General features: G+C 59.6%; 14 protein-coding genes and 1 tRNA gene. 14 read left to right on the top strand and 1 reads right to left on the bottom strand.

The window, feature by feature from the left end; translation table 11 throughout:
* Positions 1–70: 70 nt before the first annotated feature.
* Positions 71–146: transfer RNA gene (locus tag DYI20_RS00995), tRNA-Arg, on the bottom strand.
* Positions 147–240: 94 nt separating this feature from the next.
* On the opposite strand from DYI20_RS00995, the gene argS reads away from it, so the two are divergent.
* The 14 genes from argS (at position 241) to DYI20_RS00925 (ending at position 15,710) form a co-directional block, all read left to right on the top strand.
* Positions 241–1,911, top strand: coding sequence for an arginine--tRNA ligase (gene argS / locus DYI20_RS00990; RefSeq protein ID WP_110100286.1), 1,671 nt, complete (start codon positions 241–243; stop codon positions 1,909–1,911).
* A 30-nt stretch (positions 1,912–1,941) separates the two neighbouring features.
* Positions 1,942–3,366 carry a diaminopimelate decarboxylase gene (gene lysA, locus DYI20_RS00985; RefSeq protein ID WP_110100287.1) on the top strand — a complete coding sequence of 475 codons (1,425 nt, stop codon included), beginning with the start codon at positions 1,942–1,944 and terminating at the stop codon, positions 3,364–3,366.
* A gap of 75 nt (positions 3,367–3,441) precedes the next feature.
* Complete coding sequence (locus tag DYI20_RS00980; RefSeq protein ID WP_110098656.1) at positions 3,442–4,773, top strand: homoserine dehydrogenase; 1,332 nt, start codon at positions 3,442–3,444, stop codon at positions 4,771–4,773.
* A 4-nt stretch (positions 4,774–4,777) separates the two neighbouring features.
* Complete coding sequence (gene thrB, locus DYI20_RS00975; protein WP_110098657.1) at positions 4,778–5,746, top strand: homoserine kinase; 969 nt, start codon at positions 4,778–4,780, stop codon at positions 5,744–5,746.
* Positions 5,747–6,113: 367 nt separating this feature from the next.
* Positions 6,114–8,087: a transcription termination factor Rho gene (rho, locus tag DYI20_RS00970; RefSeq protein WP_110100288.1), complete on the top strand. Its 1,974-nt coding sequence runs from the start codon at positions 6,114–6,116 to the stop codon at positions 8,085–8,087.
* 126 nt (positions 8,088–8,213) lie between these two features.
* On the top strand, positions 8,214–9,296 hold the full coding sequence (gene prfA, locus DYI20_RS00965) for a peptide chain release factor 1 (protein ID WP_110098659.1): 1,083 nt from the start codon (positions 8,214–8,216) through the stop codon (positions 9,294–9,296).
* Between the two features lie 11 nt (positions 9,297–9,307).
* Positions 9,308–10,285, top strand: a complete 978-nt coding sequence (gene prmC / locus DYI20_RS00960; RefSeq protein ID WP_110098660.1) for a peptide chain release factor N(5)-glutamine methyltransferase — start codon at positions 9,308–9,310, stop codon at positions 10,283–10,285.
* Between the two features lie 15 nt (positions 10,286–10,300).
* Positions 10,301–10,987, top strand: coding sequence for an L-threonylcarbamoyladenylate synthase (locus DYI20_RS00955; RefSeq protein WP_110098661.1), 687 nt, complete (start codon positions 10,301–10,303; stop codon positions 10,985–10,987).
* A gap of 14 nt (positions 10,988–11,001) precedes the next feature.
* A complete protein-coding gene (locus tag DYI20_RS00950) occupies positions 11,002–12,186 on the top strand; it encodes an MraY family glycosyltransferase (RefSeq protein WP_110098662.1) in 1,185 nt (394 codons plus the stop codon).
* Entirely contained in the window at positions 12,158–12,589 is a 432-nt protein-coding gene (locus DYI20_RS00945) for a hypothetical protein (protein ID WP_110098663.1), read from the top strand. The genes DYI20_RS00950 and DYI20_RS00945 overlap by 29 nt, the downstream gene beginning before the upstream one ends.
* A gap of 444 nt (positions 12,590–13,033) precedes the next feature.
* Positions 13,034–13,846: a F0F1 ATP synthase subunit A gene (gene atpB, locus DYI20_RS00940; protein WP_110098664.1), complete on the top strand. Its 813-nt coding sequence runs from the start codon at positions 13,034–13,036 to the stop codon at positions 13,844–13,846.
* Positions 13,847–14,030: 184 nt separating this feature from the next.
* Positions 14,031–14,246 carry an ATP synthase subunit C-like protein gene (locus DYI20_RS00935; RefSeq protein ID WP_110098665.1) on the top strand — a complete coding sequence of 72 codons (216 nt, stop codon included), beginning with the start codon at positions 14,031–14,033 and terminating at the stop codon, positions 14,244–14,246.
* A gap of 76 nt (positions 14,247–14,322) precedes the next feature.
* Entirely contained in the window at positions 14,323–14,898 is a 576-nt protein-coding gene (locus tag DYI20_RS00930) for a F0F1 ATP synthase subunit B (protein WP_110098666.1), read from the top strand.
* Positions 14,898–15,710: a F0F1 ATP synthase subunit delta gene (locus DYI20_RS00925; RefSeq protein ID WP_110098667.1), complete on the top strand. Its 813-nt coding sequence runs from the start codon at positions 14,898–14,900 to the stop codon at positions 15,708–15,710. Before DYI20_RS00930 ends, DYI20_RS00925 begins: the two co-directional genes overlap by 1 nt.
* The last annotated feature ends 76 nt before the right edge of the window (positions 15,711–15,786 follow it).

Here is a 15,786-nt window from a genome sequence, read left to right as displayed (position 1 = left end):
GCGGGTGGGCAGAAAGGCGGGCATAAAAAAATGCCTACATCCCCGATTCCAGATATCGGGATGTAGGCGGTGGTACCCCCGATAGGATTCGAACCTACGACCTTCTGCTCCGGAGGCAGACGCTCTATCCCCTGAGCTACGGAGGCGGGGCCAGATGATAGGGGCCATCGCCAGTGATCATCGGACGTGAATACTGTACCCTATTCTGACTCAGATCTCGAAACCACTACACTATGAGGGGTGACCCCAGAAGAACTCTCAGCAACCCTTTCGTCCGTATTGCACCAAGCCATTGCGGCCGGTGAGATCGATCTTGATCCGCAGCTGATTCCGCAGCCGGTGAAAGTTGAGCGCCCCCGTCACCGTGAACACGGAGACTGGGCATCGAACCTGGCGATGCAATTAGGAAAAAAGGCCGGGATGGCTCCCCGGGAGCTGGCCGAAATCCTGCGCACACGCTTGCAGGAGGAGTCGGGAATTTCCGCTGTAGAGGTCGCCGGTCCTGGGTTTCTGAACATTGTGGTGGAGGCAGCCGCGGCCGGACAGCTGGCGCACAGTATTGTCCAAGCCGGTGCTGAGTTTGGTCGTAACGACTCCTTGGCAGGCCAGGTCATTAACCTCGAGTTTGTCTCGGCTAACCCCACCGGTCCGTTGCATATCGGTCACACCCGCTGGGCGGCGTTAGGGGATGCCATCTCGCGACTGTTGCGGGCCAGCGGCGCTGAGGTGACCAACGAGTATTACATCAACGACGCCGGTAACCAGATGAATACGTTCGCGGACTCGGTCTATGCCCGGATCCACGACCAGCCGGTGCCTGACGGTGGTTACCCCGGTGCATATGTCACCGACATTGCCCGCCACATTGTGGCCGAGGCACCCGAGTTGGCAGAACAAGACCACGACGAGGTGTTACCGGAGCTACGTCGCCGGGCCTATCGGTTGCAGTTACAGGACATTCAAGACACCCTAGAGTCCTTCGGGGTCCACTTCGACGTCTGGTTCTCCGAACAGTCCCTGCACGATGCTGGCGCCATCGACTCGGCAGTCCAGCACCTGCGGGATCAGAACGAAGTTGATGACCACCAGGGCGCGGTCTGGTTACGCACCACCGACTTCGGCGACGATAAAGACCGCGTGCTGATTCGCGCCAATGGAGAGCCCACCTACTTTGCAGCCGATGCCGCCTATTATCTGTCGAAGAAAGAGCGCGGATTCGAACAGAAAATCTATTTGCTCGGGGCCGACCACCACGGTTATGTCTCGCGACTGAAGGCCATTGCCGCTTGCGCTGGAGACAACCCACGGCACCATATTGAAATCTTGATTGGCCAGCTGATCTCGGTCAACGGGGCGAAGCTGTCCAAACGCGCCGGCAACATCATCGAACTCAAGGACCTGGTGGAGTGGCTGGGACGTGATGCATTGCGCTACGACCTGGCACGGTATCCAGCCGATTCGCCGATCACTATTGATCCAGACCTGTTGCGTTCGCGCACCAACGACAACCCGGTCTTCTACGTCCAATACGCACACGCCCGGTCTCGTTCGGCGGCCCGGACCGCTGAAGCTCACGGCATCACTCGTGATGCGCTACCCTTTGATGCCGGTACCCTGACCGACCCGACCGAAACCGCACTGTTGGCTCAGCTCGGTGAGTTCCCCGCGGTCGTTGGACACGCCGCGGCGTTACGCCAGCCTCACCGGGTGGCACGGTACCTGGAGAATCTTGCCGGTGCCTATCACTCCTGGTATGGGGCGTGCCGGATCGTGCCGGCCCCAGATGAAGACGGGTCCGTCCCGGCAGCACAACTGGTCAATATTGCCCGGTTGTGGCTCAATGATGCCACCAGTCAGGTCTTGGCCAACGGCCTGGACCTGCTGGGCGTGTCGGCTCCAGAGAAAATGTAACCACCGATCACCGCGCGAAAGAGAACCCCGATGACTGAATCACCGTTGGCACCGTCTTGGTTGAGTTACCCCAGCGACACGTCGTATCTCAATCCCGTGATGTATTCGAACGGTACCACCCGTCAGGTTTCCGGGGAGGTCACCATCGGCACCGTGCCGGTCTCCGAGCTGGCCGCCACGTACGGTACTCCGTTGTTGGTGGTTGATGAGGATGATTTTCGCGCTAGGGCCCGAGGTTTCGTTGAAGGATTTAATCACGCCTTCGACTCCTTGTGTGGCGGGGTAGCTGTCTACTACGCCTCCAAGTCTTTGCTCACCGTCCAGGTCGCCCGCTGGGTGGCCGAGGAAGGTTTAAACATGGATGTGGCCTCTGGCGGTGAGCTTGCGATCGCGCTACGGGCCGGGTTTGATCCGGCCAAGATCGGCCTGCACGGCAATAACAAATCCGATCAGGAACTCACCCGGGCCTTGCAAACCGGGGTGGGGCGGATCGTGGTGGATTCCTTATCCGAGATACGCCGCTTGGCCGCGCTCGCCGAATCAGCCGGTGTGAGCGCACCGGTCATGTTGCGTTTGACCACCGGGGTTCATGCCTCAACCCACAGCTATATCGCCACCGCTCACGAGGACCAAAAATTTGGTCTGAGTATGATTCCGGCTCCGGGAGAAAAACGCTCCGTGGCCGAACAAGCGGTGCTGGCCGTGGCGGAACATCCCCACTTGAGGTACTTGGGGTTGCACTCACACATCGGATCACAAATTTTTGAAGCCGATGGTTTTACCGCCGCTGCCGACAGGATGCTGAACTTTATTGCAGCCCTGCAAACCCAGCACGGGATCACCACCGCCGAGCTGGACCTCGGAGGTGGCTACGGCATTGCCTACACCGAAGCTGATCGTCCCCGAGCCCCTGAAGATATCGCCGACTCACTGGCTGAAGGGATCCGCGCTACGCTCCAGTCACTCACCATTGACTGTCCTCGGATCTCGATCGAACCCGGTCGTGCGATCTCCGGCCCGGCCGGCTCCACCCTCTACCGGGTGGGTACCACCAAAACCGTGTGGGTTGATGACCCCACCGGGGCCGACCAGCCCGTGCCACGTCGTTACGTCGCTGTTGACGGCGGCATGTCCGATAACCCGCGTCCGGTGCTGTATGACGCCGACTACTCGGCCACCCTGGCCTCCCGGGTCTCCCAGGCCGATCCGGTACTGACCCGAATAGTTGGCAAACACTGCGAATCGGGCGATATTGTAGTGCGAGACACCTACCAGCCTGAGGACCTCGACGATCAGGACCTGGTACTCGTGCCGGCTACCGGCGCGTACTGTCACGTGATGAGTTCCAACTACAACGCATTACTGCGCCCTGCGGTGGTGGCCATCTCCGGAGGATCGGCCCGTCTGATTATTCGTCGAGAAACTGACCAGGACCTCTTCGCCCGCGAAGTCTAAGCCCCATGACGTTGTCTTGGGTCCCAGCCCAAGACAACACAAATTGTCGACAACTACGAACGAGCTCGGAGGAATATGACCGGCAAGCCCGCTGTACAAGAACTCAAAGTCGCTTTGTTAGGTGGCGGCACCGTCGGGTCACAGGTAGCCCGCATTTTGGTAGAAGACTCTGAGCTGATGACCGAACGGGTAGGTGTGTCGCTACGGTTGACCGGCGTGGCGGTGCGCAACCCCGAAGCCGAACGCGACTACCAGCTACCAGCCGAGTGCTACACCACCGATGCCAAGTCCCTGGTACGTGATGCCGACATCGTCATTGAACTCATGGGTGGCATCGCCCCGGCTCGCGACCTTATCCTCACGGCATTCGACTCCGGTGCCTCGGTAGTCACCGGTAACAAAGCATTATTGGCTACCCACGGGCACGAGCTCTATCAAGCAGCCGCCGATGCCGGAGTACAGCTGTCTTTTGAAGCCTCAGTGGCTGGGGCCATCCCCATTTTGCGTCCGGTGCGTGACTCGTTATCTGGCGACCGTATCACCCGCATCATGGGAATCGTCAACGGCACCACGAACTACATCATGGACCAGATGGATAGTACCGGTGCGAACTTCTACGACGCCTTGGCCGAGGCGCAACGGCTCGGTTATGCCGAAGCAGACCCCACCGCAGACGTGGGTGGCGCCGACGCCGCAGCTAAAGCCGCGGTCCTGGCTCACCTGGCTTTTAGTACCCCGTTCACCCTGGAACAGGTCTACTGCCAGGGAATGACCAACATTACTGACCGCGATCACCAGATGGCCGCGGAAGCCGGTTATGTGATCAAGATGTTGGCGATTATCGAACTGGTGCAGACCGCCGATGACCAAGAACCCGGTGTGGTCTTGCGGGTTCACCCCACCTTGCTGCCACGTGTGCACCCGCTGGCCACGGTGCGCGGGGCCTACAACGCAGTATTCGTGGAAGCAGAGAACGCTGGCGAGCTGATGTTCTACGGACCCGGTGCCGGGGGAGCCCCCACTGCCTCGGCCGTGATGGGCGATACGGTCTCTATTGCCCGTCGCATTCTGCGCGGTGGACCCGGCCGACCACACACCACCACGGGGCGTCTGAAAGCACTCGGCGTGGGCGATTCCATCACCCGCTACATGGTGGTACTGCGGACCGCGGATGTTCCCGGTGTGCTGTCTCAAGTCGCTGGCGTCTTTGCCGAGCGTGGGTTGTCCATTAAATCCATGAACCAGTCCCCAGATGAGGAGGCTGCCGCCGTGGGCAAACAGCGTGCCTTACTGCGGTTCATCACTCACCAGGCCCGGGAATCCGATCTGTCGCAGACGGTCAGTGCCGTTGAAGAACTCGACGTTGTTGACGCTGTCTTGGCCACGATGCGGGTGGAAGGTGACTAGTCCCATGGGTAGCGCAACTCCTGCTACGCAACGCCCCCCGGACCGGGTACCGGCCGGTATCACCGTTAGGGTTTCGGTCCCTGCCACCTCGGCGAATCTCGGCCCCGGTTTCGATGCCGCCGGTCTGGCGGTACAACTGTTCGACGAAGTTGAGATCATCTCGACTGAGGCCGGGTACTGCGTGGAGATCACCGGCTATGGCCAGGACTACTTGCCCACCGATTCCCGGCACTTGATAATCTCTACCATCCGTGAGTTGCTGGCCTCGATCGGCTGGACAGTACCCGGGTTGAAGGTCCGGGCGATCAATCGCATCCCGCATTCTCGTGGGCTCGGCTCGTCAGCAGCCGCTCACGTGGCGGCTGTTCTCGGGGCGCAGGGGCTTCTGCCCCGACACGCCCAGCGTACCCACGACGAGCTGTTGCAGTGGGCCGCGGAGCTAGAAGGCCACCCTGACAACGTGGCTCCGGCCCTGTTTGGTGGGCTGACCCTGTCCTGGTCAACCCATGCCCAGTTCCATACTGCTCGGTTCGAACCGGCCCCAGAATTGACTCCCGTGGTGGCCATTCCGGACAAACCGGTGGCCACTGCCACGGCTCGCGAACTTCTTCCTGAGGCCGTGCCTCACGCTGAAGCGGCTGCAAATGCTGCCAGCGCCGCGCTGTTAGCTCCAGCGATCACGACCGACCCCAGTCTGCTCTATGTCGCCACACGCGATTACCTGCACCAGGAATATCGATTCGCGGCAATGCCACATACCCTTAACGTGGTCCGTGTGATGCGCGCCCACGGCTTCGCTGCGGTCGTATCTGGTGCCGGTCCGACCGTGATGGTGTTGACTGCCTGCCCGGAGGAAGCCCGACGAGCTTACGCGGCGCTGGAAGAGACGGTAGCGCCCCAGCGTCGACACTGGGATCTCCACATTCTGGCAGTAAATCTCGAAGGTGCTAAACTGGAGATAGTCCGCCCGTGATGGGTTGCCGTGACACGACAGTCTGTGTCGACGGATTGCGTAGCCCATGACACAATACGGTTCGCGGATTTCTCCTCAACCGAGGGCTCTTTGTTCAGTGCATGAAAACGGCCGAACGAGTCATGTCATGGTCACTGTGCAATACCACTGCGATGGCATTCGCCGTGGCGACTGTCCTGCGTGCGGAGCACGTGCACAGAATGGCTACGACGCGGTCGCTAGACAAGAGTCCTGGCTGTCGGTGTAATCCAGAATTGAAGATGTCTGGGCACCGAGCATATTGAGGCGCTAAAGGCTCATAGACCAACGCAAAAAAGATGCGGACGAACACACAGTTCCCGCCTGACGAGGGAGAAGGATTACCTTCGTGACCGAAACCATCGATACCCAATCCCAGCAAGACTCCAACACTGCTGGGAACGCTAACGGTTTAGCTTCTCTGAAATTGGCCCAACTCCAGGCTCTCGCTTCCCAATTAGGCATCACGGGCGGCTCCCGGATGCGCAAGGCCGCTCTGGTCGAAGCGATCTCTGAGCACCAACGTGGGGGAGTGGCTGCTCCGAGCACTCAGCCACGTTCCAAGGACGACCAGACCGAACAGTCCGGCGACCAGACGCAGGAATCACCGGAGAAGGGCTCGTCCGAGGGCGCCGAGGGGCCCGCACAGCATGAGGACTCGGAGCACGCGGAGAACAAAGACTCACAACGCCGGCCGAGACGCTCACGGTCCCGGCGCGCTAACGCAACAGCGGGTGACCCTACCCACGGTGACACCTCTTCCGAGGAGCCCTCGACAGATCAGTCCGATGCGTCGGAGCAGTCCGACGAGTCTGACCAGTCAGGCCGGCGCGAGCGCACACACCGTCGCGGGAACAATCGCGATGACGACGAGAAGCGTCAGGACCGCAAAGACGGCGACGACCGCGATTCCTCCGAGGACGACGGCGAAGACCGGGACCGGAAGAAGGGCCAGCGTCACCAGCGTGAGGACCGGGACCAGAGCTCGGACCAGGATGACAACAACGGTGATGATTCTCAGAACAATCGCCAACGTCGTTCTCGGAACCGGGACCGCAATAACCGCAATAAGCGCAAGAACAACAATGATCGTCGCCAGCAAAACCGCGATGAGCAGCAAGACGTGCGTGACGATGAGGTCTTGCTTCCCATTGCCGGTATCTTGGACGTTCTCGACAACTACGCCTTCGTCAGGACCTCGGGATATTTGCCGGGCCCGAAGGACATCTATGTCTCGCTGTCGTTTGTGAAGAAATACGGCTTGCGCAAAGGTGACGCTGTACGCGGTGCGATTCGCCAGCCCGGCCAGGATAACGACCAGCAGCACCACGGCGGTGGTCGTGGCGGACGGGGTAAGCACAAGAACCGTCAGAAGTTCAATGCACTGGTCAGGATCGACTACGTGAATGGTCAGCCCGCCGTGGAGAACCCGGAGCGCGTTGAGTTCAACAAGCTCGTTCCGCTGTACCCGAACGAGCGGTTGCGGCTGGAGACCGATCCGAAGAAGATCGGCCCGCGTATCGTAGACCTGGTAGCTCCGATCGGTAAGGGCCAGCGCGGTTTGATTGTGTCTCCGCCCAAGGCCGGCAAGACTGTGATGCTGCAATCGATTGCCAACGCCATTAAGGAAAACAATCCCGATGTGAAGCTGATGATGGTGCTGGTGGATGAACGTCCCGAAGAAGTTACCGACATGGAACGCTCGATTGATGGCGAAGTCATCGCCTCGACCTTCGATCGTCCTGCCGACGACCACACCACCGTCGCTGAATTAGCGATCGAACGGGCCAAGCGCATGGTGGAGCTGGGCAAAGACGTGGTGGTGCTGTTGGACTCGATGACTCGTCTGGGTCGCGCCTACAACCTGGCCACCCCGGCATCCGGACGCATCCTGTCCGGTGGTGTGGACTCAGCTGCGCTTTACCCGCCGAAGAAGTTCTTCGGGGCTGCCCGCAATATTGAAAACGGTGGTTCGCTGACCATTTTGGCCACTGCCCTGGTAGAAACCGGCTCGCGGATGGACGAAGTGATCTTCGAAGAATTCAAGGGCACCGGCAATATGGAACTGCGTCTCTCGCGCGAGCTGTCTGAGCGCCGGATCTTCCCGGCTGTGGATGTCAGTGCTTCGGGTACTCGCCGCGAAGAGAACCTCCTCTCGCCGGAAGAGATCAAGATTATGTGGAAGCTACGCCGCGTGCTGTCTGGTTTGGAAACCCAGCAGGCGCTCGAGTTGCTCACCAATAAGATCAAAGAAACAGGGTCCAACGCAGAGTTCCTCATGTTGGTCTCTAAGACTACTCTGGGCGGCAAGTCCGACTCTTAGCGATTTTTTCAAGCCACCGCCCGCACAGCGCAGTGAACCGACTGACCTTTTCGGTTGTGTGCTGTCGGCGGTGGCTTGAGTGTGTCCCTGCCCGTCCACAGTCATCTGTTCAACAGAAAGTTCATCATGTTTGAATCCGTGCAGCACCTGCTGGAAGAACACCAAGAGGTCACCGAGGCCCTGGCAGACCCGGATGTGCACTCCGACCCTGGGAAATCCCGGAAGCTGGGCCGGCGATATGCCGAACTTAACGGAATTGTGGGCGCTTATCGCACCTGGTCGACGTTGCAAGACGATCTCTGCGATGCTCAAGAACTGGCAGCGGAGGACGAAGACTTTGCCGCTGAGGTCCCGATCTTACAAGAGCAGGTCGATACCGCGGCCGAACGTCTGCGCCGACTGCTGATCCCGCGTGACCCCGATGACGCCCGTGACGTGATTTTGGAGATTAAAGGCGGTGAAGGCGGTGAAGAAGCCGCACTGTTTGCGGCTGACCTGACCCGTATGTACATCAAGTACGCCGAACATAAGGGGTGGAAAACCGAGATCATCTCCGCGACCGAATCGGATCTCGGCGGGTATAAAGACGTTCACCTGGGGGTACGCGGTAACTCCAACGATCCAGCCGAAGGCGTCTTTGCACACCTGAAGTTTGAAGGCGGAGTCCACCGTGTGCAACGTGTGCCGGTCACCGAATCCCAGGGCCGGATTCACACCTCCGCTGCCGGTGTGCTGGTGTTCCCCGAGGTTGATGAGCCCGAAGAGATTGAGATCAACCAGAACGATCTGAAGATCGATGTGTATCGTTCCTCCGGTCCGGGTGGTCAGTCTGTGAATACCACAGATTCGGCCGTACGTATCACCCACCTGCCCACCGGCATCGTGGTCTCGATGCAAAACGAGAAGTCTCAAATCCAAAACCGTGAAGCTGCCATGCGCGTGTTGCGCTCCCGGCTGCTGGCCTACCAGCAAGAAGAACTGGCTGCGGCAGAAGCCGAGACCCGGGCTTCCCAGGTGCGAACTATGGACCGCTCGGAGCGGATTCGGACCTACAACTTCCCCGAGAACCGCATCGCCGATCACCGGACCGGTTATAAAGCCAATAACCTCGACAAGGTCCTCGAAGGTGATCTGGGGCCCGTCGTGCAGTCCTGCATCGATATGGATGAGGCCGAGCGACTTGAAGCGCTGGGCGAGCACGAAGGCTAGGATCCTGGTACATGTCGGACCAGCAGCATGACGGCTTTACGTTGCGTGAGACCCTGCACCACACACAGGCGTGCTTAGCTCAAGCTGGTATCGACCAAGCGGTAGCCGAAGCACGCTTGTTGCTCGCGCACGTCTTAGGGCTTGAACTCTCAGACGTAGCCAAGGCCAGCTTGCTGGGAGATCGGATCACCGGCGAGCAGTACCAACGACTCACGAGCTTGGTCGATCGCAGGATCCAGCGTGTGCCCCTGCAACACCTCACCGGGGCTCAGAGCTTTTACGGAGTCAGCCTGCGGGTGGGGCCGGGTGTATTTATCCCGCGTCCGGAAACCGAGGCGCTGGTGGAGCTGGCCCAGCAACTGCTGACCACACGCGACGGGGATTTAACCGTGCTGGATTTGTGTAGCGGATCGGGCGCGATCGCGGTGGCCCTGGAACATCACTGGAACCAACAGACTCCGCAGCACAGGGAGCATTCGACGCACAAGCTGCAGGTGATCGCCGTGGAAAAGGACCCGGTGGCTGTTCGGTATTTGCAGACCAACACCCACGCCACGAACATCACCACCGTGTGCGCTGATGCCACGGATGTCAACGCCCTGCTCATCGCGCACCCCGGGCTTCGCGAATGGATCGGCCACGTCGATCTGGTGGTAGCTAACCCGCCATATGTGCCCGAAGCCCACGCGGTCGTCCAGCCCGAAGCCGCAGCCGATCCACCGATCGCCCTCTACGGGGGCAACGCCGATGGCACTGCCATTCCGCTGGCCGTGGCCACAACAGCAGCTCAGTTTCTGGCCCCCGGCGGTTGGTTGGTGATGGAACACGACGCATCACACGCAGACCGCCTCCGGCAGTTGGCCTCCGAGCAAGGGATGTGGCAGACGGTAACAACCCTGTCCGACTACAACGACCGCCCCCGATTCCTCAAAGCCCACCGGGTCGATTCCAAGACTCACCCGTGCAGCGACCGGGGGCGACAGAAATAATGCGAGAATAGCAACGTGAGTACTCGATACGACGCCCAAGATCCGGCACAACGCTCAGCAGGCATTGCCGATGCGGTGGAGGCCATCAGAGACCGCCAATGCATCGTGCTACCGACCGATACCGTCTACGGCATTGGAGCTGACGCATTCTCGGCTCAAGCGGTCGCGGTCCTGCTCGCTGCCAAGGGACGATCGCGGGCCACCCCGCCCCCGGTGCTCATGGCACATCCCCGCGTATTGGATGCATTGGCTGATGACATTCCGAACCAGGCTCGTGCGCTGGCCGATGCTTTCTGGCCCGGAGCACTCACCCTGATACTGAACGCTCAACCCTCGCTAACCTGGGATCTGGGCGAAACCCACGGTACCGTGGGACTGCGCGTTCCGGACGACGAGCTAGCTCGCGATATTTTAGAACAAACCGGCCCGATGGCCGTGTCATCAGCTAATCGCCATGGCCAGCCCGCCGCCACCTCAGCGATTATGGCCCAAGAAGCGCTCGGGGAATCCGTTGCGGTCTACCTCGATGGGGGAGATCGCCAAACCCAAGCGCCCTCGACCATTGTGGACTGCACCATGAGCCCCCTGCGCCTGATCCGGGCTGGCGCCATTAGCATTGACACGTTGCGTGAGGTGGTGGAGGACCTCCTCGATGTGGGTGAGAGCGCACCTGATGCCCCTGACGATACAACGCAAGGCTAATGCGCTGAGAATCCATGAAGGTCTATTTACTGCTACTTCTCGTCACGGCGGCGCTCAGCTTCGTGTTGACCCCACTCGTCCGGCTGATCGGCATTAAAGTCCGGGCGTACACTCCCGCGCGGAAACGTGATATGCACCGCGATCCCATTCCGAAACTCGGCGGTGTCGCCATGGCTGTGGCGGTGATCATTACGCTAGGTGTAGCTGGAACTATCCCTTTCCTCGATGCCATCTTCGCCGATCCGGCCCCCGTGCGCGGTGTGTTACTGGCGATTCTTGTGATTGTGATGTTTGGTGTCGCTGACGACCTGTGGGACCTGCACTGGTCGCTGAAACTGCTCGGTCAAATCCTGGCCGGGCTGTCCCTGGGACTGAACAGCATCAAAGTTGAGGCCATGCCGGTGGGCTGGATTCACGTCGAGAGCGAAGGCCTGCAAATCGCCCTCACTGTCTTCGCGGTGGTCCTGACCGTTAACGCCTTCAACTTCGTCGATGGTCTCGACGGCTTGGCGGCCGGGGTCGCGCTGATTGGTGGCTCCGTTTTTTTCATCTATAGCTACGTACTGACTCGCACGATCAACGCCTATGACTATTCCAACCTCGCCACCTTGTTGATGGCCGTCTTGTTAGGTGCCTGTGTTGGGTTCCTTCCCTTTAATTTCAATCCCGCCCGCATCTTCATGGGAGAGGTCGGCGCCCAACTCATCGGATTGCTGATGGCTGCCGCCGCGGTGGCCGTCACCGCCGATGTGGGAGCGCTGGAAGGCTTTCGGTTCCGCAACGTACCTGCCTACATGCCTATCATGTTGCCACTGGCCGTACTGGTGCTACCGTTGCTCGATCTGCTCATGGCCGTGGTACGTCGCACCGCCCGACGCAGTAGTCCTTTCTCCGCAGACCGCGGCCATATCCACCACAAGCTGGTCGATGGTGGTTACACCCATCGCCAAGCCGTGCTGTTGCTGTATTTGTGGACCTTCGTGGTCGCCTACGGCACGGTGTCTCTGACCTTTTTCGAGCCCTGGATCGTTATGCTGATTACTAGCCTGGCCCTGGCGGTCACGATGTGGTTGACATTTCGGCCCTGGATCTTGCGCCGCGCCTACTATCGTCGGTTGAATCAAATACGACAAGCCCACCGAGCCCAACACCAACGGGAGCAACACCACGATGCAACAGACCACCGTCCGTCGACGTAACCGCTTGGTCAATCGCCACGGTTGGTGGGGAATCTTCTTTCATGCCAGCTGGGTCACGTTGCTCGCTGTCCTCGGAGCCGGGGTGCTGTTTGGCGGTCTGGATGGCATCTACGGGTGGTGGTCGGCCATCCTGGCCGGGCTGATTGTCTGGGTGCTGTCTGCCGTGAGCGTCGTGGTGATTGCGGTGGTGTGGCAAAATCATCGCGATCTGGCCATTCCTCTGGCCATGGGTGCCTTCGTCGTCAAGATCATTGTCTGCGCGATCCTGCTCAGCGTGGTGCCGACTCCCGATTGGTTGGTGGCCACGCCCGCGGCCTTGACGGCCCTGGGCGCCATCCTGGTCTGGCAAATTACCGAAGTGCTGGTCTTTACGCGCACCCGAGAGCAGATCTACCACGACTGACGCGCCAGCTTTGACGAGCTCGGCTCACTGGGTCTGGCCCACCGGTTTCTGCTGACATCATGGCGCTCGGTGGCCTGCCTGCCGCGCACCATCAGGTATGAGATGAACCACATGCAGTGGGTGAGGGCCATCGCATGAGTGATGCCACGTCAGCACCGCCCGGCGCCGAGGTGCCTCCAGTCCTTTTGGGCGAGACCATGGGGGAGAAGTAGAACACTCGACCGTGGTCCCGGAAGTGATGACCAAGGCCGAACCGTTGAGCGGGGGTTGCTAAGTCGGGAAAAATCTGGGTTGATTCCCCGACCAGGTGTCCGTAACCCCACTCTCATTTGATAGGCTGTTCTACGGACTGCAACGGGGTAGCCGTTGCGATGACTGTGTCAGCGTCACCACACCGTCTTCATCACACCTTGGCTTGTGGTGATCTATGAGGAGAGGATTCGCGTGCTTCCACTCGTGCTTGCTACTTCCACTGTCGGAAGTGAATTTGTGCCTCCCACGATTGAGGATACGCACCTCCCGGAAATTATTCCGTGGATGGCCGAATACGGGACCGGCTTCGGCAAGCAGATGCTGATGATTCTCCTCTCGATTGTGCTGATCTGGGCCTTCTTCGGTCTGGCCATGCGCAAGCCCACCATTGTTCCGGGCAAGGCACAGTTCCTGGCCGAATCCGGTTATTCCTTCGTTCGCAACGGTATCGCGCGCGACATTATTGGCGAGAAGCACTTTAAGTCCTGGGTGCCGTTCCTTTTTGCGATCTTCTTCTTTGTTCTCTTCAATAACCTCTTTGGAGCGATCCCCTTCCTGCAGTTACCCAGCTTCTCTCACGCGGGTGCTGCCTATGCCTTGGCGTTGATCGTCTACGTCACCTGGATTGCGACCGGTGTGCGTCGCCACGGCCTCCCATACTTCAAGCTGGCTGTCGTCCCGGCCGGAGTTCCCGGCTGGATTCTTCCGGCCCTGGTCCCGCTGGAGATCATCTCCAACTTCATTGTCCGTCCGCTGACTCACTCGCTACGTCTGATGGCCGTGATGCTGTCGGGTCACATGATTGTGATGCTGGCCGGTTCCGGTGCTGAATATCTCATCACCGAAACTGGAAACCTCGCCCTGCAGGCTACCGGCGTGCTGGTCATCGTCGGTTCGGTGGCTCTGTACTTCCTAGAATTGCTGATGATGGTCTTGCAGGCATTCGTCTTTACCTTGCTGACCGCGATTTACGTCCAAGGTGCCATCGACGCGAACGAACACTAGCTTGCGGTATACCGTATGCACAGTGTACGGCGTGCCGAAAGGAAAATAACCCCATAGGTTTATCGTCCATCCGGGCGATCAGGTGAGAGAAACACCTTTCAAAAACTTCCTGGTACCGGTCAATCATCGGAGCCTGCCGGGAACCCTCACAACCTGCCGACAAAGGCATCTTGAAAGGAACACAATGGAACTGCATGGTTCATTGAACATGATTGGCTACGGTCTGGCCGCTATCGGCTCCGCCATTGGTGTGGGTCTGATCTTCGCCGCTTACATCAACGGCGTTGCCCGCCAGCCCGAATCTCAGCGTATCCTGCAGCCGATCGCGCTGCTGGGCTTCGCTCTGGCTGAAGCCCTTGCGATTCTGGCACTGGTCTTCGCCTTCGTGATCGGCGCGTAGCCGTCAAACCATCCCGACCGGTCGCGAGTCAACCGGTCACTAATGTCAAGAACGTACACCAAAGGATGGTTTTCACATGAACGGTATGAATGTGATCATCGCGGCGGCTGAAGGTGCAAACCCGCTAATTCCCAACTGGTGGGAAGTCATCGTCACCTCAGCCGGCTTCTTGGTGCTGATGTTCGTCGTCGTCAAGTTCATCGCTCCGGCGCTGGAGTCCTCCTACACTAAGCGAGTTGATGAAATTGAAGGCGGTCTGGAACGGGCCGAGAAAGCTCAAGCTGAAGCCAACGCCATGATGGCTGACTATCAGCAGCAGCTCCAGGATGCTCGGGCCGAAGCACATCAGATCCGGGAAGACGCCCGTGAAGAAGCAGCACAGATTGTTTCGGAATCCCGCACCCGTGCCAGCGAAGAGGCAGCACGGATTAACGAACAAGCATCAGTACAGATTGCTGCCGAGCGTCAACAGGCTGTGACGTCGTTGCGCGCCGAGGTCGGTACTCTGGCAACCAGCCTGGCCTCCAAGATTGTCGGCGAGGCCCTGGACGATGATGCACGCTCGCAGCGGGTTGTCGACAGGTTCCTGGAGGACCTGGAGAACAACGAAGCTGCCCAAGGATCGACCACGAGTGCAGGTGCAACTGAGTGATGTCTCTAGCATCGAGTGATTCATTGGCCAATATCAGTCCCGAGCTAGAGAGTTTTCTCACCAGCAACGGACTGGACACCGCCCGCGAGCTGTTTGCCGCGCTTCGGGTGATTGATCAGCAGGGAGCGCTGCGGCGTAGCCTGGCTGACCCTACCGCAGAATCCACCAAACGACAGGGCCTCGTGGAGCGTATCTTCAGCGATCACGTCGGCGCGAACGCGTTAGGTGTGCTGCGATTGCTGGTCGGACAGCGCTGGTCGAAAGAACGCGAACTCGGCGATGCAATCGAGACCGCAGCGGCACAAGCCTCGGCTACCTCCGCCGAAGGCGAGGGCCTTGCCGGACTGCAACAGCTCACCGAACAGCTGTTGGGTTTCGACCAGCTGATTCAAGAATCCCACGAGGTGCAGTGGGCTTTGTCGGATCAGCAGGCACCAGCCAGTGCACGTGGCGATCTTGCCGTGAAACTGGTGGGTGTCAACGCCCGGGAAGAGACCAAAGCCTTGGTCCGCCAAGCGGTAGAAGCTCCTCGCGGTGCCAAGCCAGCTGCGGTGGTTCGTCACTTCGCTAACGTAGTGGCAACCCGGCAACGTCGATGGATCGCCGATGTCACGGTGGCAAAACCACTACAGCAGTCTCAGCAGGATCGTCTCGCGCGGGGTCTGTCCGCAGCCTTTGGCCGCGAGCTGACTCTCAACGTTGAGGTTGATCCACAGCTGGTCGGTGGTATTCGTGTTCAGGTTGGCGACGAGGTCGTGGACTCCTCGATCTCGGCGCGACTGAACGATCTCAAGACAAAAATGGCCGGCTGAGACCGGCACTCGACAAGATTGACAACCTGAGGTTGCCGCTAGCAGAGCAACCAGAGATGAAGAGAGCAGGGACTGC

Source organism: Auritidibacter ignavus, assembly GCF_003703835.1.
Classification (GTDB): Bacteria; Actinomycetota; Actinomycetes; order Actinomycetales; family Micrococcaceae; genus Auritidibacter; species Auritidibacter ignavus.
The sequence above is the reverse complement of the archived record's forward strand: the minus strand, read 5'-3'. Positions and strand labels throughout refer to the sequence as shown.